General features: G+C 45.3%; 11 protein-coding genes. All 11 read left to right on the forward strand.

Annotation, left to right across the window (positions count from 1 at the left end):
• Window positions 1–24 precede the first annotated feature (24 nt).
• The 11 genes from H8706_RS04520 (at window position 25) to H8706_RS04570 (ending at window position 20555) form a co-directional block, all read left to right on the forward strand.
• Entirely contained in the window at window positions 25–702 is a 678-nt protein-coding gene (locus H8706_RS04520) for a response regulator transcription factor (protein WP_262431674.1), read from the forward strand.
• Between the two features lie 185 nt (window positions 703–887).
• A complete protein-coding gene (locus tag H8706_RS04525) occupies window positions 888–3065 on the forward strand; it encodes a polysaccharide deacetylase family protein (RefSeq protein ID WP_262431675.1) in 2178 nt (725 codons plus the stop codon).
• Window positions 3066–3080: 15 nt separating this feature from the next.
• A complete protein-coding gene (locus H8706_RS04530) occupies window positions 3081–4463 on the forward strand; it encodes an ABC transporter substrate-binding protein (protein WP_262431676.1) in 1383 nt (460 codons plus the stop codon).
• Window positions 4464–5414, forward strand: a complete 951-nt coding sequence (locus H8706_RS04535; protein ID WP_262431677.1) for a carbohydrate ABC transporter permease — start codon at window positions 4464–4466, stop codon at window positions 5412–5414. It abuts the gene before it with no gap.
• 13 nt (window positions 5415–5427) lie between these two features.
• Entirely contained in the window at window positions 5428–6285 is an 858-nt protein-coding gene (locus H8706_RS04540; protein ID WP_178347350.1) for a carbohydrate ABC transporter permease, read from the forward strand.
• 25 nt (window positions 6286–6310) lie between these two features.
• Complete coding sequence (locus H8706_RS04545; protein ID WP_262431678.1) at window positions 6311–8095, forward strand: S-layer homology domain-containing protein; 1785 nt, start codon at window positions 6311–6313, stop codon at window positions 8093–8095.
• On the forward strand, window positions 8092–10710 hold the full coding sequence (locus H8706_RS04550; RefSeq protein ID WP_262431679.1) for a hypothetical protein: 2619 nt from the start codon (window positions 8092–8094) through the stop codon (window positions 10708–10710). The genes H8706_RS04545 and H8706_RS04550 overlap by 4 nt, the downstream gene beginning before the upstream one ends.
• Before the next feature lie 15 nt (window positions 10711–10725).
• Window positions 10726–14187, forward strand: coding sequence for a stalk domain-containing protein (locus H8706_RS04555; RefSeq protein WP_262431680.1), 3462 nt, complete (start codon window positions 10726–10728; stop codon window positions 14185–14187).
• 114 nt (window positions 14188–14301) lie between these two features.
• On the forward strand, window positions 14302–15609 hold the full coding sequence (locus H8706_RS04560; RefSeq protein WP_262431681.1) for a hypothetical protein: 1308 nt from the start codon (window positions 14302–14304) through the stop codon (window positions 15607–15609).
• 18 nt (window positions 15610–15627) lie between these two features.
• Window positions 15628–16863, forward strand: coding sequence for a hypothetical protein (locus tag H8706_RS04565; RefSeq protein ID WP_262431682.1), 1236 nt, complete (start codon window positions 15628–15630; stop codon window positions 16861–16863).
• 11 nt (window positions 16864–16874) lie between these two features.
• Window positions 16875–20555: a hypothetical protein gene (locus H8706_RS04570; protein ID WP_262431683.1), complete on the forward strand. Its 3681-nt coding sequence runs from the start codon at window positions 16875–16877 to the stop codon at window positions 20553–20555.
• The last annotated feature ends 174 nt before the right edge of the window (window positions 20556–20729 follow it).

Raw genomic sequence — 20729 nt, forward strand, 5'->3', positions numbered from 1 at the left:
AATTTCGCACAAAAGGAGATTGAAATGGAAAAAATAAAATGTATGGTGGTTGACGACCTTGAAAGCATAAGAGAGCATTTCTGCACACTTGTGTCGGAGTGCGCCGATATGACGCTTGTGTGCGAGGCGGAAAGCGGAAGAGAGGCAATAGAGCGCGCAAAATCGGCAAAACCCGACATCATCTTAATGGATATTCAGCTTGAGGACGAAACCGCCGGAATACGCGCAACGGAGCGAATTAAAGAGATTATGCCCGACGCTAAAGTGATTATTCTGACGGTGCACAACAACGACAAATTTATGATGGACGCATACCTTGCCGGTGCGTCGGACTACATTTTGAAAAATGACGACGGCGCGAATATTTTGAGCACCATAAGAATGGTTTACAAAAATGACTTTTTTCTCGGCCCTCTGCTTGCGAAAAAGTTAAAAGAAAGTCTTACCCTTGCGCGTAACCGCGAGGAGAGCCTTCTGTTTTTTATAAACAACTATTCGCGTCTTACCGACGCGGAAAAGCGCATTACAAAACATCTTTACGCAGGCAAGAAACGGCGCGAAATCGCAGAGGCGGAGTTTGTGTCGATGGAAACGGTGAAAACGCATATCAGCCATATTCTTAAAAAGTTAGGTTTTCATTCCGCCGCCGAGCTTACGGCGTTTTTGAAGAAAATCAAAATTTTCGACGAATTTGATGTGTGAGGAGTTTGAATTGAATATTTAACGGGACGATGCCCGCATCGCCCCGTTTTTTTATCAAAATTCGTGTGTCGTATCGTAAGAATTTTGCACAATGTTTTGTTCGGCAGGGTGAGATAATATCACCCTTTGCAAAAAATGCGCGAAATGCTATCATTATTATATAAAACAGGCTGAAGGAGGATTTTATGAAAAAAATTTGTTTGCTTTTGACATTCATATTACTGATAAATACATTCCCGTGCGTGTTTGCGTCGGATATTTCTTACAAAGACACCGACAGGACGGTTGTTTTGTCGGGCACGGCGGATAACTGCACCGACGGTGATTTTGTCACCGCGATGCTTATAAAATCCGGCGCCGAACGCGAAAATCTAAAACCGTCCGACCTTGCGTACATAGGGCAGACAACCGCAAATTCAAACGGCGAATACAGTTTTAATTTTTCGGCAGGGAAAGATCTCGATTTTGACAATCTGGAGGTTTTCGTAAACTGCAACGGGCGCGACGTTACGGGACTTTTGCAAAAATCGTACGTCACTGAAAAATACGGCAGTGTAACGGCATATTCCGACGGTGCAAACGTCGTTTACAAAACAGACGGCACGAACGGCAAACAGGCATACATTGCGTTTTTCGGCGACGACGGACTTCTTTTGTCGGCAAATATTTTTGACGGTGACGGAAGCGTTGCTTTTCCCAAAAATACCGATACTGCAAAAATTTTCGTCTGGCAAAACGGCACGCTTGTTCCGTATATGAAAATGCACAGAATAAGAAAGGGAATTGTCCGAAACGTAAAGGTTCAGTTCCCCGGATTTACAAACAAGGCGCTTACATTCAGCTACGATGACGGCCCGTCGTCCGACGCGGGAATTATCAGCCTTTTCGACCGATACGGCATAAAATCGACGTTCAATCTTATTGACGAAAAAGACGAATACAAGGAAATTTACAAAAACCACGAAACGGCGAGTCATTCGTTCGGGCACATTGATATGCGCGACGAAAAGTATTCAACCGACGACTGCATTTCGGCTATAACCGACGGCAAAAAATCGGTTGCAAAAATGTTCGGCAAGTGTCAGGGATTTGTCTGGCCCTACACCGCGCCCGTTGACCGCGCCGACTACAGCACGCTTTTAAACACCGTCAAGCAAAACTACGACTGGGCGCGCACGGTGAAATCGACGGGAAGTTTTGACCTCCCCGGCGACTGGTATGAGTGGAACCCGACGTGCCATCACGACGATATGTTTAAATATGCGAACGATTTTGTTAACGGCGACGGCGAAGATTTGAAACTTTTCTACATTTGGGGACACACCTTTGAATTTAACGAAAATTACAACAACAACCGTTATTTAATAGAAGATTTTGCAGAGTTTATTTCAAACTACAACGTTTGGAAAGCGACAAATTCCGAAATTTACAACTACGTTAAGGCGAGCGAAAAGCTCGTTGTCAACGGCGGTGCGGTGTATAATCCGTCAAACGTTGATTTGTATATCAATGCGGACGGAGTTGAAACGGTTGTCGGCGCAGGAAAAACATACTACGGCGGAACAGGCAAAACCGAATACACCGCAGTTTTCCCGAATTTCTGCAAAAAGGCGCTTGTTTTGAGCATTGACGACGGCAAGCCTCAAGATGAAAAGCTTGCGGAAATTTTTAATGAAAACGGCATAAAGGCGACGTTTAACGTCTACTACAAAAACGGAAATTATGCAAAAAGATATGCCGGCCACGAGGTTGCGAGCCATTCGGACGGTCATATAAATATGAGCGCGAACGCGTCGGAGGTTAAGACGACGGCGGAATGCATTTCCGCCATAGAAAACGGCAAAACGCTGGTTGAGAGTATGTTCGGCACGGGTTCGTGCACGGGCTTTGCGTGGCCGTACGGCGTGCCGATTACGCGCAGTGACTACAGCGAGCTTTTGTCGGCGGTGAAGAAAAATTATTCGTACGCACGCGCAGTTTTGACAAGCAAGAATTTTGACATTCCGACCGACTGGTACGATTTCAGGACAACGTGCCTTATTACCGAGCTTAACGGCTATCTTGGCGATTTTTTGAAAGACAGTGAAGATTTAAAACTTTTGTCGGCTTGGGGACATTCGAGCGACCTTGACACAAGCGAAACGTTCGGCTGGGACGAAATGGAAACGTTCTGCAAAACCATAGGCGCGAGAAACGACGTTTGGAAAGCGACAACCGCCGAGGTATGCGAATACACAACGGCAATGAAAAAGCTTAATATGAAAAACAATATTTTATACAATCCGTCGGATACCGACGTTTATGTAATTGCAAACGGTGAAAACATCAAAATTGAGGCAGGCGGTTTTGCCGATTTTAATTAAAAGGGGGATTTTAAAATGAAAAAAAGAATTTTGGCGGTTATACTTGCAGGATTTACCGCGGTTTCGTGTATGAGCGGCTGCAAAAGCAAGGAAACATCAAAAACGGACGTAACAAAAATCACAATGTGGACGGCAAATTCGCACTCAAAGCTTGAAATGGAAAATTTGGTGAACGAATTTAACCGCACAATCGGCAAGGAAAAAGGCATTGAATTTGAGTATATCATAAAGGAAAACGACCTTGCAAAACAAGTTGAAATCGCGCTTTCCACAAATCAGGCGCCCGACTTTTTCGGCGGTGTTGACCTTGAAAAGGGTGTGCAGAACGACTACATTGCGCCTATCGAGGATTTGCCCGGCGGTGACGAGCTTATTAAAAAATATGACGGCAGACTTACCGAGGGCTGGCATACATACAACGGCAAAACCTACAGACTTCCCGTATCGGTTACAACTATGGGACTTATTTACAACAAAGATATGTTTAAATCGGCAGGCATTGTAGACGAAAAGGGCGAGGCGAAAGCCCCCGAAACCATTGCGGAAATGGTTGAGAATGCAAAAAAACTCACCGACGCGAAAAAGAGAGAATACGGAATTATTCTTCCGCTCAAATGGTCGGCTTGGTTCGGCTACGACGTTGACAGAGTTGTTATGCCGTCGGTCGGTTTTTCGGGCTACAATCCCAAAGACGGCACGTTTGACTATTCGGGCTACAAACCGCTTTTGGAGGCAATTATGCAGATTAAGAGCGACGAAAGCTACTATCCCGGTGCGGAGGGCATTGACAACGACCCTGCACGCGCACGTTTCGCAGAGGGCAATATCGGTATGAAAATCGGCTATTCTTGGGACGTCGGCGTTTTGAACGACCAGTTCCCGGCAAAATGCGACTGGGGTGTTGCGCCCATTCCCACATACACCGCGGACGAAAAATATCTTCAGCCGACACAGCCGAGCTGGTCGCCGAGCATAAGCAAAAAGTCGCTCGAAACAAAGGACAAAGAAAAGATTATGACGGTGTTTGAATGGTTTGTCGGTGACGATTTGGCGCGCGAGCTTTATAAGCGCGGCGTGCAGATTCCGTTTGATTATTCGGTTATAGACGGTATTGAGCTTGGTTCGGACGTTAAAAAAGGCTGGAAGGAATTCGGTGAGCTTTTAAAAATTTCCACTGACCTTTCACCCACAATCAAAACCGACACAGACGGCAAAACCACCATTGCAAACAACTTTGTAAACAGCGTTTGGACGGGCAAAATGAGCATTGATGCGCTTATTGCCGACGCAAACAAGGTTTACAACGACGGTGCGAAAAAATACAAAGATTTGCACCCCGACTATGACACAAGCACGGTGATAAATCCCGATTACAACGTTAAAAGACAGGAAGGTTGATTGATTTTGAAGGTTAAAAATGCAAATCCTGCCGTACATAACGGCGGTTTCGCGTCGAGAAAAAAAGCGAAGGGGAGAATGGCGTATCTTATGCTTTCGCCCCAGATTATCGGATTTTTCGTGTTTTCGCTTTATCCCATTCTGTGGGCGGCGCAAAAAGCGTTTTATTATTACAACACAATTCCGAACGACACCCGTTTTGCGGGACTTGAGAATTTTAAAAGGGTAATCACCTCCGACCCGACGTATTGGAACACCTGGCTCACAACGCTTAAATTTGCGCTTTACAAAATGCCGGTTGAAATTATTCTTGCGCTGGTTATTGCGATATTTTTAAACCGAAACATCAAATTCAAAGGCTTTTACCGCGCGGTTTACTTTTTACCGCACATTGTCAGCGTTGCCATTGTGGGACTTATTTTTTCAAATTTGTTCGACTATTTCGGCTTTGTGAATGCAATTTTGTTAAAATTCGGAATTATAAAACAGGAGATTTCGTGGTTTTCCGAAACGTTCACTTCGCTTTCGGTGCTGGTGACGGCAGGAATTTGGTCTACCTTCGGAATAAATGTTTTGTATTTTATCGCGGCGCTTTCAAACGTTCCCGAGGAGCTGTATGAGGCGGCGGAACTTGACGGCGCGGGCGCGATGCGCAAATTCACAAGCGTGACGCTCCCTATGATTGCGCCGGTTTTTCAGACGATACTTCTTTTGTCGCTCAACGGAACGCTCCAGACAAATGAAATTGTGCTTGCGCTTTCAAACGGCGCGCCGGCAGGCTCGACCTACACGGTGATGTCGTATCAGGTAAGCCAGTTTGTGCCCGGATTTTCCACCGGTATTGTAAATATCGGCTACGGCTGTGCAATGTCGCTTGTCACCTCGGTGATTATGACTGCGGCGGCGGTTGTATATTCAAAATTGAGCAACAAAATGCAGAATATGTATTAAGGAGGGGAATGACGTGAGTTTAAAATTAAAAAAGACGATGCCGAATTTTTTCATACATATTTTTCTTCTTATCGTCGCGCTTATTGCGTTGTTTCCTGTTGTATACGTTATAAGTTCGTCGTTTAAGAGCAATTCCGAAATTATGGTTCACCCGGAATATATTTTCCCCGTCGAGCCGACGTTTGACAACTACAAAACCGCGTTTTCGTCGAAAGATTTCAACATCGGCAGAATGTTTTTAAATTCGACTTATTACACGGTAATATGCGTTGCGGTGGTTATATTTTTGGCGTCGATGGGCGGATACGTTTTCGCGCGCGGTGAATTTAAGGGAAAAAAGGTTTTGTTCACGCTTTTTTCGGCGCTGATGTTTGTAAATATCGGCACAATCACGATTTATCCGCTGTTTGACGTACTTAACCTTATAAATCTTTCGTCGTCGCTGTGGGGACTTATCGTGATGAAATTTTTCGGTATAAACATTGTGCAGATTTATCTTGTGCGCGGATTTGTAAATTCGCTTCCAACCGCGCTCGACGAGTCTGCCGAGATTGACGGCTGCGGATTTTTCAGAACGTTTGTGTATATAATTTTTCCGCTTTTAAAGCCGATAATCGCAACAATCGGCATACTTGCGTTTCAGGGTTCGTGGAACGAATATCTTATGCCGACGCTGTTTACCCTGACTCGCCCCGAGCAGAGGACTCTTATTGTCGGCGTTATGGCGCTCAAAACTTCGGGCGAGGCGGCGTCGTCCTGGAACCTTATGCTTGCAGGCACCACGGTTGCGCTCATACCCGTGCTTTTTGCATACGCTGTGGGCAACAAATATTTTGTCAAGGGCATTGCAAGCGGTGCGGTGAAAGGATAAATCCGAAAGCTGAAAGAGGGAGAATATGAATAAAAGAATTTTTACGTTTATTATACTGACGGTTTTGGTTTTTGCACTGTCCGCGCCCGTTTTTGCCGACGCGGATTTAAGTGTAAACGAGAGGGGAAACGTTTCGCTTACATTTGATTTTGACCTGTCAAATCTCGGATACACAATGGTTAAAGACGGCAGCGAAAATTTTGTGCCGTACGAGGGTGCGGACGCGAAGAAATTTGCCGTTCTGTGCCTTTTGTCCGACGCGGAAATAAGCGATATTTCAGCGTTATCGCAGGACGAAATAAAAAATATGACGGTGTTTGTAACGGGCGGTGATTTGGACGATTCGGGCTACGGCAGTGCGTCGTTCCGTATTCCGTCAAAGAGCGGAGTTTACACCGTTGTGATAACAAATCCGTATTTTGACAAGATTTACAAAAGCTTTAATTTTGAAACCAAGCTTTATTTCGATTACAACGACGCGCTCACAGACGGTGAAGAGGGCGTGATTTCGTTTATCGAGGAAAACGCGCCGTATATTCCGATAAATTACGACGCTTTTTCACTTATAAGCGAGGACGAAAAGCTGAAATTTGCAAAAATCCTCACCGAAAAAGGCGAGGTAAACAACGCGGAGGATTTTAACGCGCTTTTTGAAAATCTTGCGCTTGAGGACGCGGTTTTTGAAACGTGCGCGGACAGTGACGTTTTAAAATACATTAAAGCGGTTAACGCAAAGGAAAATTCGTCGTTTTCGGATGGAATTTCAAGCGTGTTTGTTAAAAAACTTAAAGAAGAAAAACAGCTTGAAATTATAAATCCGCTCATTCCGTCAAAGGCGGACAGTGCGTTCAGGACAAAATTCGATTTTGCGGTTTTTAAGGCATACACCGAAAATTTTGAATATTTTGCAAGTCTTTCCGAAATTGTTGAGGACAAAAACAACATTTGGGGATTTTCGGAGGAAAGTCTTGAAACCTATAACGGTTTGGACAACAAAAATGCGGTGTTGTCAAAGCTTTTTGACTATGTTCAAACAGCGGAGGATATGGACAAATTCCGCGAAAAATTTGCAAGTCTTGCATCGGAGCAGAAAGAAAGCGAGGACGAAAAGAAAAACGAAAACAACAATAACAATTCATCATCTAAAGGTTCGTCAAAAGGCTCGTCGTCAAAGGGAAGCTCAATCAGCGCGACGCTCCCTCCCGTTCCGAGTGACAACGTGCCCGAAACGGTTGTTCCCGACACGGAAAAAAAGGCTGATTTTGCCGATTTGACGGGATTTGATTGGGCAAAAGACGCGGTTGATTATCTCTATCAAAAAGGCATTGTGTCGGGCAGAAACGAAAAGGAATTTGCGCCGTCCGACTATGTTACACGCGAGGAATTTGTGAAAATGGTAACTTGCGCAATCGGTCTTAAAGGCGCAGACGCGGAGTGCAGTTTTACCGACGTTTCGGCGGACGACTGGTTTTATGCGCCTGTTGCCGCGGCGGTGAGAGCGTCTGTTATAAGCGGAATTTCAAAGGATAAATTCGGCACGGGGCAAAACATCACGCGCGAGGATTCGGCGGTTATCATCTGCCGTGCGCTGGACTGTCAAAACGTTAAAGCGGACATCAAAAACACCGCTGAAATAACCGACGCACAGGACATTTCGCCGTATGCGTTAAAGAGTGTTGAGCGCCTTTTGAAAATCGGTCTTCTTTCGGGATACGAAGATAAAACTTTTAAACCGAAAAACAGTCTTACAAGAGCGGAATGTGCGGTTGTAATCCGCAAATTGCTTTCGTTTTCGGAGGTGGAAAGATGAAAATTTTTAATAAATTAACGTCGGTTTTGCTTGCTGTTATGCTCGTTTTAACCGCAGTTCCGTCTTTTGCGTTTGCCGAGGGCGAGGAGTATCAAAACGACGCGCGCCTTCTTTCGGCAATGGGAATTATTGACGGAATTTTGGGCAAAAACGAAAACGTAAATCAGATTGACGTGATATATGCCGCGTCGCGCCTTACCGGCTACAACGCGGAATTTACATACAGTGCAAATCTTCCGTACGGCGGTATTGTGCCGGGCTATGAGCATTTGAACGTTATAAATTTTGCATACATCACAAAGCTTATTGACGAGAGCGACGCGCTTTCGCCCGACACCGTTTCAACCGTTGCGTTTGCGGCAAAGGTGTTTGTCAACGCGGCAGGTTACGGCGACAAGGCGAGGGCGGTTAAAAACTACGTTTCGCTTTCGCAGTACAGAGAAATCACAAAGGGCGTAAGCGGAAAAAATCTTGATTTTGGCGCGTTTGTGACTATGCTTACAAATCTTCTTGAAGTGGACTATTATTCCGCGGACGGCACCGACGGCGGATATATCGACTACCGCACCGAGAAGGGAAAATCGGTTGCCGCGCATTATCTTGACATTTACACCGTTGACGGCGTTATGGAAAAAACGCATTATGCGTCGCTTACGGGTTCATACTGCGAGGACGGTTTTGTTGTTATAGACGGCACGGAATACAAAATTGACGATATTTCGCTTGTTAACCTTGCGTGCAGAAGAATTAAGGGCGCGTACAAAGACGAAAACGGCACAAAAAAGCTTATTTACGCTTATGCCGATGACGAAAAAATTATTGAGGTCGACGCGTGTGACGTCGGCGGTTACAAAAACAGCGTTTTTAATTACACCGACAAAAACGGAAAAGAGAAAAACATAAGAACCAAAACGGGAACGGTGATAATTTACAACGGCGAAAACGTGACGGGCAGTGCGTATTCGTCAAATCTTTTCAGCTTTAACGAGGGAAAAGTAAGCCTCACAGATTACGGCGAGGGTTATTCGGTTATAAAAATCGAGGCATACAAAAACATTGCGGTCGGCGCGGTGAATGTGAGCGGTGACATTGTGACGGTCGCCGATAAATACGACGCGGACAAAAAGGTGCGTCTTGACACGTCGGGATATTTGAGCATTGAAAACGCGGACGGCGAGTGCGGTGTTGAGGGCATAAAGACGGGGTGCGTTTTGACATATGCGCAGAGCGCAAACGGCAAATTTGCAAAAGCATACGTTTCGGACAGAAAAATTGTCGGAACGGTTACCGAAAAAGAAACCGCAAACGGCAAAACTTTTGTCACCGTTGACGGCGAAAACTACGAGGTTACACAGGTTTTTGACGATAATAACAAGCTTAATCTCAACGGATTATACATTTGCTATATAAACGCGTTCGGAAAAATCGGCGTTATGCGCACAACCAAAAATTCGGGCGGACTTTTGGGTTATCTCACCGAGAAATTCACGGGCGAAAACCTTAAAGACAGGGATATTTTAACCCTTAAAATACTCACGAACGACTCCGAGCTTGATGACACGGTTGCGTTTAAAACGGCAAAAAAAGTGACGGTAGACGGCGAGAGCGGACTAAAAGGCGACAAGGCGGAGGAGGCGCTGGAAAAATGGAGCGTTTCACAGGGCAAAACCGAGTTTGCGCCCACCGCAATTTGCTACACGCTGAACGAAATCGGCGAGGTTGTGACAATCGACACGCCCTACCGCGGTGCGAAAGAAAGCAGTGAAACTCTCACAAGGCGCCGTTCGTCTGCGGACGGAACTATGCTTGTTAAAAATATGAATACCTTTAACGCAGGATATACATTTGACCTTAAATATTACACCGCGAAAGACGCTATGCATATAGGCTACGAAAAGGCGAGCCCCGACGAGTTTTACCACACGTCGTATCCCAACGAAAAGGCGCTTGCGCTTGATTTGTATTCGCTTGGAACAGACACGCTCCAGTGCGTTATCGCGGTTGCGGAAAGCAGTGCGAGCGAGGATGAATATGAGGATAATTTTGCGCTGATCACAAAGGTTAGGCGCACGCTCAACAGCGACGAGGACGAAATTTACAAGGTGAGCGCGGTGTACGGCGGAAAAGAGGTTACCTTTAACACGCGCGACCTCGCGGCTCACCCGATAAGCGGAATTAAAGAGGGAAATATTGTGCCGATAAGCCTTGACTCCAAAAACAGACTTCTTTCGGCAGGTGAGGCGGTTTTCAGCTATGATAATTTCAAAAAGGGCGTTCCGTTTATCGGAAGTCAGAATTACAGCGTAAACCGAATTGAAACCGCGCGCTATGTTACGGGAACGGTTTATTCGGTGGAAACCGACGAAAACAGCGGAATTTCGTATGTTTACTACTACATTGACAATCCCGATAATTTGAGCGTGCTTATGCTCCGAAGCAACATAAATTACACCGTTGAAAAATTAAATGACGGCACGGTAAAATACGGTGTTTTGGACGTTAACACGGCACAGGACACGGTTAAGGGATATAAAAATTTCGGACACGACGCGGACGCGGTGGTTATCCGCTATTCTTACTGGGTTCCGTCCTATTCGTTTATTGTTAAAAGATAAATCGGAGGTGGTTTTTTGAAGTACGCAAAACGTTTTACCGCATTTGCACTGCTTTTGCTTATGCTTTTTTCGCAGTGCGTTTTTGCAAACGCTTTAGATTATGACACCGCGGACGGATTTTTGAAAAATTCCGTTATTCTGTGTGCAAAAAAGCCGTATTACTACGCAAACGGCATAAAAAATTACTTTGATTTGTCAAACAAAAAATATGCTCCGCAGTATGATGACGGTGAAATTTATGTGTCGGTAACGCAGATTAAAAAGCTTTTGAATATAGGCTACACCTATGGAAAAGCGGGCAATTTGCTGACGCTGAAAAACGGCGGAAACACGGTTATTGTAAAAATCGGCGAGGACTTGGCAAATGTGAACGGAAAAAATGTGCGCTATACTCACCCTGCAGTTTTCAACGGTGTGAGAACCCTTTTGCCGATAGGCGAAACGGCGCGTCTTTTGGGATTTTACGTTTACGGTTTTGAGAAAGTAACGGTAATTTCAAAATACGATATTGAAAATGCGGATTACAAAAACACCGCACTGCAAAAAGCGTCGGCAATGTTTTTTGACGGATTTTACAAAAACGGCTTTGAGGACGGCTCGGCAAAATTTCAGACGTGGTCGGACAGCGTTTCAAACGGCACTGACGGCAAGATATTTTTCGAGGGCGAAAAAAGCGGATATATAGACGCGGTGCAAAAAAGTATGGCGGCATTTATGTTTCCGCACGTTCAGCCCGACCCGTATGAGGAGAGAACGCACCTTGAATACGACGTCACGGCGAATGTGTACGTCACCGAGGACTACAAAAACAACGAGCCGTTCGCACTGTTTTCTATGAAAAAAGACGGCGCATACAAACGTCTTGCATACGCGTCGGCGGACAGAGAACCTATCCCCGGCGAGTGGTGCGAGATTACGTTTAAATTTATATACCGAAATGTTTACCGAAACGACATTGTGCGCGCAAATCCCACCGATTCGTTTTCGTTCGGCATAGGCACGCGCGCGAAAAACGTCACCGAAACAAGCAAAGCGTCGGGCAGAATTTATTTTGACAACGTTCGTCTTTCGTTTGCAGAGCCGTCAACGTCAAACACCGCACTGCAGCTTATTCCGAACAGCGATTTGTCGTGGTATGTGACGGGCGACACGGTAAACTATCGCGCGGCCGGCGCGGACAAAGATGTTTTGGACGGATTTGAAAAGGTTGAGGGGCTTATATACAACCTTGATGACGAAATTGTTTACAAAAACACAATCTCGGCGAAAAAGTTTAAAAAAGACGGTTTTGACTTTGACACAAGCGGATTTTCGGGAAATTTCGCCGCGGAAATTTACGGTGTTCGCGCCGACGGCACAAAGTCGGCATTTGAATATTTTCAGCGCGCGCCGGTGAGCGAAAAAGTGTATGAGGCAGGCATCACAAAGCACCGTTTTGTCGTTGCGTCAAAGGAAACAAAACCGCAAAGCGAGCGAAACGGTTTTCCCGGCATTAACGCGACAACCGACATAGGTATGCGTCTTGCCGACAAAATCGGCTACAGTGCGGTTCGCTATCACTATATCCGCTGGGGCGACTCCCAGCTTGAAAAGGGCACGCACACAGCAAAAGGGCAGTTTGACTGGACGCAGACAGACAAAATGGCGGAGTCGATGAGCAAAAACGATATGAAGCTTATGGTTAACATTTTCGGTTCGCCGAAATGGGCGCTACCTGCACAGTTTCAGGGCATTACGGGCGGTATGGTTGCCGGCGGTATGAAATACAACGGTTACGGTATTCAAAATCAGGAATACGTCGCGGAATACATCAACGCGTATCTTGAGCGTTACGGCAAAATCACCGACGTTATAGAATTCTGGAACGAGCCCGGCTCGGCGTCCGCGTTCTGGTATGACCACGATAACGACGCGGTGCTGATACAAATGCTCAAAACAACGCACGATTGTGTTGAAAAATACAACAAAGAAAACGGCACCGATATAAAAATCGCGTTTGCAGGTTTTATGACAACACAGGAAACCTGGCTTACAAAGTTTATGTCGATTGACCCAAACAGCGAAAGCTATTACGATATTTTTTCAATCCACGGAAGCTACAGTCCGCCTCAAAAGGTTTACAACTACGCGTATGAAACACTGGGGCTTGACAAAAAAGAATGGATAAATTCCGAAACGTATTCTGCGCAGATGAACGACGGCAGAAGCAAGGAAACGGGCGGATATACAAACTACAGGCTCAATGCACTGTCGGCGCTGATGAACTATTTTTATCATATGAAAGCCGGCGCAAAGGAAATTTACGAATTCCGCGCAACGTCGGACGTGTCGGACGAATATGCTGCGGCGATATTAAACAACGGCGGAAGTATCAACTTCTGGGGACTTTCAAACGATTGCGGAACGCACACAGAACCCCTTCCGCTTGCAGGCATTTTAAACGTTTTCTTTGACATTATGGGAAAAGATTTCACCGTTGACAAGGAATATCGGTTAGACAATTCATTTGTTGCATTAAGCTTTAAAAACGGCGGCAAAACCGCGGTTGCACTGTGGAATGCCGACACAAAATCGGCATATATGGACGAAAAAATTAAGTCCGTGATAACCGAAAACACAAAAATTATGGATTTTGAGGGTCACGCGGTGAGCGCCAACGTGTTTTTGAACGGCGAAAAGCTGTACTGGCTTGTTGACGTTGACGAAGATAAGCTTGCGGAAATTGAAAGCAAAGAAAACAGCGTGCTTAACCCGAACAATATCAAGCCTTACTACACGGCGGCGACGGCGGAGGAGGCAAAACGCACGCCGTTTGACGAACTTGAAGTTGCAAAAGGCGCGTTCACGCAGGGAAAACTGTTTGACGAAAACACGTTTGAAGTTGTAAACAATAACATAAACTGGATTGAGGACGGCTTTAACTACGTCGGCACAGGAACGTTTAAAAACACCGCAAAGGCGGACGGATTTAACGCAAAATTTGCCGCGTCGTACACCGACAAGGGATTTTATCTTATGGTTGACGTTGCGGATAAGGCATTTTGTGAAAATGACCTTGACGGCATAATGCAGTCGTACTGGAATTACGACGGCATACAGTTTGCGTTTGACACCGTCGGGGTAGGCAGTGCGGACGACCGAATGGAATGTGCCGCCGCAAAAACCGCGGGCGGAACGTATTTTATAAAATCGACAACGCCCGATTTCGGACCGGAGCTTATCACCGATTACACCAAAAAGGGCATACCTATTGAGGGTTGCGTAAACATTTCGGACACCGAAAACGGCAAGCTTTATAAAGTTTTTGTGCCGATAAGCGAGATGTATCCGATGAGTTATCCCAATCCGTACGACTGCATACGTTTCTCACTGCTTGTAAACAACAACGACGGCGAGGGCAGACTGGGTTATCTTGAATGGTCGAGCGGTATCGGAAACAAAAAAGACCCGACGCTTTACGGCGCGCTTGCCGATTAGATTTTATGCGCAAAGGGTGACAAAAGTTCACCCTTTGCAAAACCTGCGCTTAATGTTATTCTTAATTTATAAAGCATAATGAAATAAGCATAAATTATTTGAGGAGGAAAAATAATGAAAAAAGAAATGTTTAAAAAACTTACCGCACTTGCAGTTTGCGGTATAATGCTCGTTTTGCCGGTTGTTTCTTTCGCGGCAGACGGTTTTATTACTCCTTGGAACAGTACATTTAATTTTGACACAGTGACGTTTGATTATACCAATAACACCTCGAAAACCGACGTTTATCCCAAAGATAGCGGTCTGACAGCCGATGAACAATATGATTATATGTCGGTGTATTCTACCGTTTACGGCATAGTTAAAGATTGCAGAGCGGTGGTTCAGGATCATTCGTCTGCAGATGCTGACGGCAAACCTGTTTATGACAATGTTACAAAAACCGAAGGAAACAAGTATTTGTATTTTGATAACAACAGAAGTGTTGCCGGCAGACCCGGATATTTCTTCCACAATATTGCAGAAAGCCCGAGCAAATTTACAGGAATTAACGGCGGTATTTGTCACGGAAAGGTTACATATGAACTTGACTTAAGACTGAACAATATTACAAAATCAGATTACAGCGGAGTTGGGGTTGTAGATATTTTTGCTTTGTCAAACAACGCGCGTACCGAATTTATTAAGGTAAAAATGCAGCACGGCGATACGGGGTCTTATTATTTTCAGGCATACAACCCGAACAGAGTAAATTCAAAAACGGGCAATGCTGAACCGGGTTATGAGTCTTTGGGAGCAACTATAGTTAAGGATAAATGGTGCCATTTGAAGGTAACTTATGAAGTCGGCAAAAATAATGTAAGATATGAATTGTATCAGTACAATGACGACGGAACGCTGAAACTTAACGGAAGCAAAGACTGGGGACTTGAAAAAGCAGATTTGGCGGACGCTCCTGTCTTAACGACTATGAGAGTTACAGGCTCGGCTTGGTGTGACACATCTATCGATAACGTATCTGTTACAAAAGAAATATTTGCAATCGGCGAGAAGAACATAACCGCAGATGACACCAATATTACCGCAACGGTTAAAATCGCAAATGACGTTTATGCAAATGCAAACGTCGGTACGGCTATTGCGGCAAAATCACCTAAAGTTATACTTGCAGCATACGGCGAAAACAATGCGCTTATAAACGCCGGCTTTGCGGACGTTGAATTTACGGGTCACGAACTTGCATCAGGTTTGACCGATACGGAAAGACAGGCATTTTTCACAAAAGATTTAGACTACAAAGACGTTACCGTGACATTACCCAAGACAGCTGATGTGATAAACGCAAAAGTTTTTGTCTGGAACAATATGACGGATATGTTCCCGTATACCGTCGGCGATGATTTAAAAGGTTCGTCGAACTAATATCTTCGGAGGAATAAAGTGAAAAACATCAAGAAAATTGTTTTATCATTATTTATCATAATTTCGGTTTTGACGGCAAATGCTTACGCAAAAGACTTTTTGCCCGTAAGCATAATGTCGCCGTGGTCGACGTCGCTTGAATTTGCGCCGTCAAGCCTGCTTACAGACGAGGCTTGCACCGTAAACTACAAAAGCGCGTGGATTTCCACATACTGCAACGTTATGCGAATGAGCGGTACGACTGCGTACATAAAAAATTCAGGCACCGACCCCGAAACGGGCGAGGTTATCTATGACAGCGTTTCGGGCGCGGAGGACGATTACTACCTTTATTTCCACCAGAGCGCAAACACCGCGACTCGTCAGGGGACGGTTTATTTTAACTCGAACAACATAAGCTCAAACAAAACTGCGTCGCACTCAAACGGCGGTGCGATTTTCAAAACCGCGGTGTATGAGCTTGACATCAAGCTTCAGCCCGGCGAATGGAGCGATTCTTTTGCAAATTCAAACAACAAAAACGGTCTTTTGAGCGTTTGGGGCTGGGACACCGAGAATAACAAAATGGTTGACATTGCAAAAATGTCGGTAGATTCGTGGGACAAAACCGCTATGTCATGGTATCCGTCGTATTGTTTTAAGAACGGCGGAAAAGACACGTTTAAGGGTTTTCCGAAACTTGAAGATACAAATAAATGGTATAAACTGCGCATTTCAATAGACGTTGAAAAGCAGACGGCGGTTTATCAGTGCTTTGACACTGACGGTACCGAATACGGCAACAGCGGTGAAATTCCGTTTTTGAACAAATGCGGTTACGCGCTTACGAATTTTGATATTTCCATAGGCTGGTGCCGTGATTATTACATCGACAACGTTAAGGTTACAAAAGAGGCTTTCTCGGTTTCCGAGCCTGTTATTGACGACTCGGGCGACGAAATAACCGCAAGCGTTGACGTTAAAAACTACATTTACAACGACTTAGGTCATGGTGACAATGCGCCCGAGGTATCGCCGACGGCGGTGCTCGCGGTGTATGATAACGAAACAAACCGTCTTGTCGGTTTTGACGTTAAAACCGCGGGATTTGAAAACCATACGCGCACATTGTCCTCAACGCCTGCGGACAGGGTGCCGGTTTTCTCACAGGGCGGCGAGAAAAAGACCATAAATCTCTCGGCTGCAAAATACAAAAAACCGTACACGGCAAAGGTTTTTGTATGGAATAATTTGTTTGACTTTTTGCCGTATTAAGAGGTGAAAAAGTGAAAAAAACGTTAATTTTTCTTTTGATGTTTACCGTTATTCTGTCGGTTTCGGCGCTTGCCGGGGACGGCGGATTTGACAAGATTTTTTCACTGTCCGACGTTTACAAAAGCATAAATTTTGACGAAATTTCAGAGCTTTCCGATTTTACGGGAAGCTTTGAATTTAAGGACGGAATTTTCGGCGCGGACGGCAGAGTTTTAAAAGTTTCCGACACGGTATTTGATTTTCCGTCCGATATTTCGCACGCGAAATCATCCGCGGTGTTTGATATTTTTATCCCCGGCACGGCGGTCGGAACGAATATAACCGTAAATCTTGAAAACGGCGCAAAAGTTTTTGATTTTTATGAGAATAACGGCGAAATTTCGGTTAAATGCGGTGATGACGAGGTTTTCAAAATCCTTTCGGGCAAGCATTACAAATTCGGAATTTCAGCTGATTTGGACGCAAAAAAGTTTTACATCGGCATTGAAAAATTCGGCGTGAAAAGCTTTAACATTGCGGATAATGACGTTATAAAATCGGTAAGATTTGTGTCGGAAAGCGATTTTTACATTGACGGTTTTACGGTTTTGCACAATGTTTTTGCCGTAGGTTCAAACCCCGTTTTATACAGAAACGGCGCGTTTGCTGCAGCAGAGTGTGTTACGGAAAATGACGGCGAAAAGTCGCTTGTGCTTGCAAAATATTCAAGTGACGGCAGTGTTTCGGACGTTTCGGTGAAAAATTTTGACAAAGCGTCGCTTCAGCGAGTGTATCTTGACTATAGCAAAGACTGCGAATACCGCGCGTTTTTGTGGTCGGGGCATCTTACGCCCGAGGCGGTGAAAGATATAAAAACCGCAGAGGGAATATTTTTGTCGGACATTGTATTTTTGAAAAATTACACGGTTTCGCAAAGCGGAAACAGGTATGTTTTCACCGCCGGAAAACCGCTTCAGAGCAAGGTGAGCGGATATTTTTACACGGTGAAAAAAGACGGAGTGGAAATTATAAATAAAAAAGTATCGCGAAGCAGTGCAGAGGGCGAGGGCATAAAGCTTGATTTGACCTCGTTTTCGCAGGGTGCATACGAATTAAACGTTTTTATCGAATATGACGGAAAATACCGCGCGCCGTTTGCCGACGAGAGTTTTTGCGTTTTCAAAAACGACGGATTTTACGCGTTTTCGGTGGGGAGCGAAAAGTATTTCTGCGGTGAGAATGAGAAAAATTTCGAGGACGGATTTGTGCCGTTTTATGCAAATTCAAAAATTTATCTTGCGGATTTTGTGCTTCGGAAAAACTTCGGAATTGACGTTAAAGACGGCAGATTTTTAAGCATAAACGGTGAAAAATTCGAGTTGTCCGACGGCGATTTTGTTTCCGCGGACGGCGCGTTGCTTGTATCGCTCGAAAAATTGGCGGACGCGCTCGGACTTGCGCATTATTTTGACAAAAACGGCGTTTTTGTTATGTCGGCAAATGACAGAACAAACGAGGAAACGGCGGAGGAATACAAAGAATATTTTGAAAAATACATCATTTCGGACGATTTTTCGGGAAAACTCACCTGGCAGAAAATCCCCGAGGGCTGGAGCTTTTTCGACTGGGGAACAAGCTCGAACAAGGGAAATTTTGCGTTTTCGGAATTCGGAAATACCGAGAAAAGCGTATATCTCGGCGCGGTTGAAAAGTCGTATGCAGGTGTGCAGAGCGACGTTATAAACATTGACAAAAACGGCACGGGCTACATCGTGAGCGTCGAAGTTTACGGCGAAAATTACGCCGGCAACAATGTCGGAATTGCGCTGATGATGCGAAAGGGAAACACCTTTGCGAAGATGATTTCGGGCACGGTTGACACAATGGCGCAAAACGGAAAATGGATGCACGTCACGGCGAATTTTGCGAAAGACGCTGTTGAGGAAAACGGAAACACCTCTTTCCGTGTGCTGATTTACACGCGCAGGGACGCGTCGGCGGAGAGCGTGTCGGGCGGAATTTACGTTGACAACGCAAGGATGAAATTTACCGATTACATATCCGACGCGTACAAGATAAATGTCACCGCGAACGACAAATTTTCGTGGTACACGCTCGGCGAAAACGTTATTTATACGACCGACGCCGGCCTTTCGGGAACGGACAAAATCGAGGGAGTTATTTATTCCGACGGTGCGGAAATTTTCAGAAAAACCGTGTCGGCATACACGTTTTCAAACAGCGGATTTGTTTATACGCCCGACAAACCGGGATATTACGAGGTGCAGTTTTTCGCCGTGCGCAGTGACGGCGCAAAGGTGCCGATTGTGAGCTATTACAACAAGGTTTACGACGGTATTTCGGGCGATTTTGAACTTTCGCGCCGCAGTTTTGCGGTGACCGACGGTATGGCAAAGGATTTTGACGAACGCAATCAAAAACTTTTTGTATCATCACATTCGACCGACAGCGACGACTTGGAGGCAGGCGTGCTTTTGGGATTTTACGGCGCGCGCATACACTGGATAAGGTGGGGCGACAGTGCGACGGTGAAGGGCGCGCACACCGCACCGGGTACGTTTGACTGGACGAACATCGACAAGCAGTATCAAAACGTGAAAAACAGCGGATACCGCAAAATTGCGGCGAACATTTACGGCACACCGCGCTGGGCGGTTAAGGCGGAAAACCGAAACAAGACCGATTACACCATTGCAGGGAGCATACGCTACAACAATTTTGCGCCCGAAAAACAGGAATATCTTGACGAATTTCTCACCGCGTTTGTTGAGCGTTATGGAAAGGATACCGACATTATAGAGTTTTGGAACGAACCGCAGTCGGGCAATACTGCGTTTTGGGCGGACGGCACCGAAAATTTTTCAAAGATGCTCAAAACCGCGTACACCAGCATAAAATCGGCGGACGAAAATATTGTCGTTTCGCTCGGCGGAATGGCAAATCACAGTTTGTACTACTCTTTTTACGACAATCTTTTGGACGACGCGGATATTTATAACTATTACGACGTAATGGCTTTTCACGGGACGTATAACGTAAACACCAAGCTGAACAATGAGATTGCGGGCGCGCACGGACTTGCACCTAAAAAGTGGTGGAACAGCGAGGGATATTTTGCAAATTACTATAAAAGCGGAGTTTTGACCGACAAATACGACGGCGCGAGGGCGTTTGCGGTGTCGTATCTTCAGAATTTCAAGGCAGGTGCGGACATTATCACCGCGTTTTCACTGCTTGATATTGTTGGCGACGAGTACCGCGTTTTTGTAAATCAAAACGGCGGAAAAACCGCGCCGTACGGGCTTTTCAGAAGTTATCCGAATATTGAACCCAAGCTTTCGGCGCTGACCGCGTTTAATATGTTCAGGCTGATTGACAAGGATTTTGAGTATATCGGCGAGGACAGATTTGATAACGTCCGCGCGGTGAGCTTTAAAAACGGTGACAGCGCGATGGTTGCGTTCTGGAGCGGAAATTCAAAGGGATTTAACATTCCCGAAAATCTTTCGTTTGTGAAAAACGGCAAGATTTACGATTTTGAGGGAAGAATTTTAAACGGCAATTATTGCGCCGGAAATAAGATTTATTTTGCGGTGAATGTTCCGATTGCAAGCCTTTCGGGCGTGCTCGACACCGACAAAAACAATGTTTTGAACGAAAATATGCAGCCGCCGTATTTTAGCGCGGAGTGACAGGCATTGCAGAATTGATGAGAATTTGATTTTTAAATCACACCCCCGAGCCTTGTTTATAGGTTTGGGGGTGTTTCGTTTGCTGGGGCGGGACGATGTAGGCATCGTCCCGTTGGGTTTATGACCGTCAAAAGCGAATTTTTAGGAAATATTTGCTTAATTTCATATATTTCT

The sequence above is a fragment of the Qingrenia yutianensis genome, from assembly GCF_014385105.1.
GTDB classification, from domain to species: domain Bacteria; phylum Bacillota; class Clostridia; order UMGS1810; family UMGS1810; genus Qingrenia; species Qingrenia yutianensis.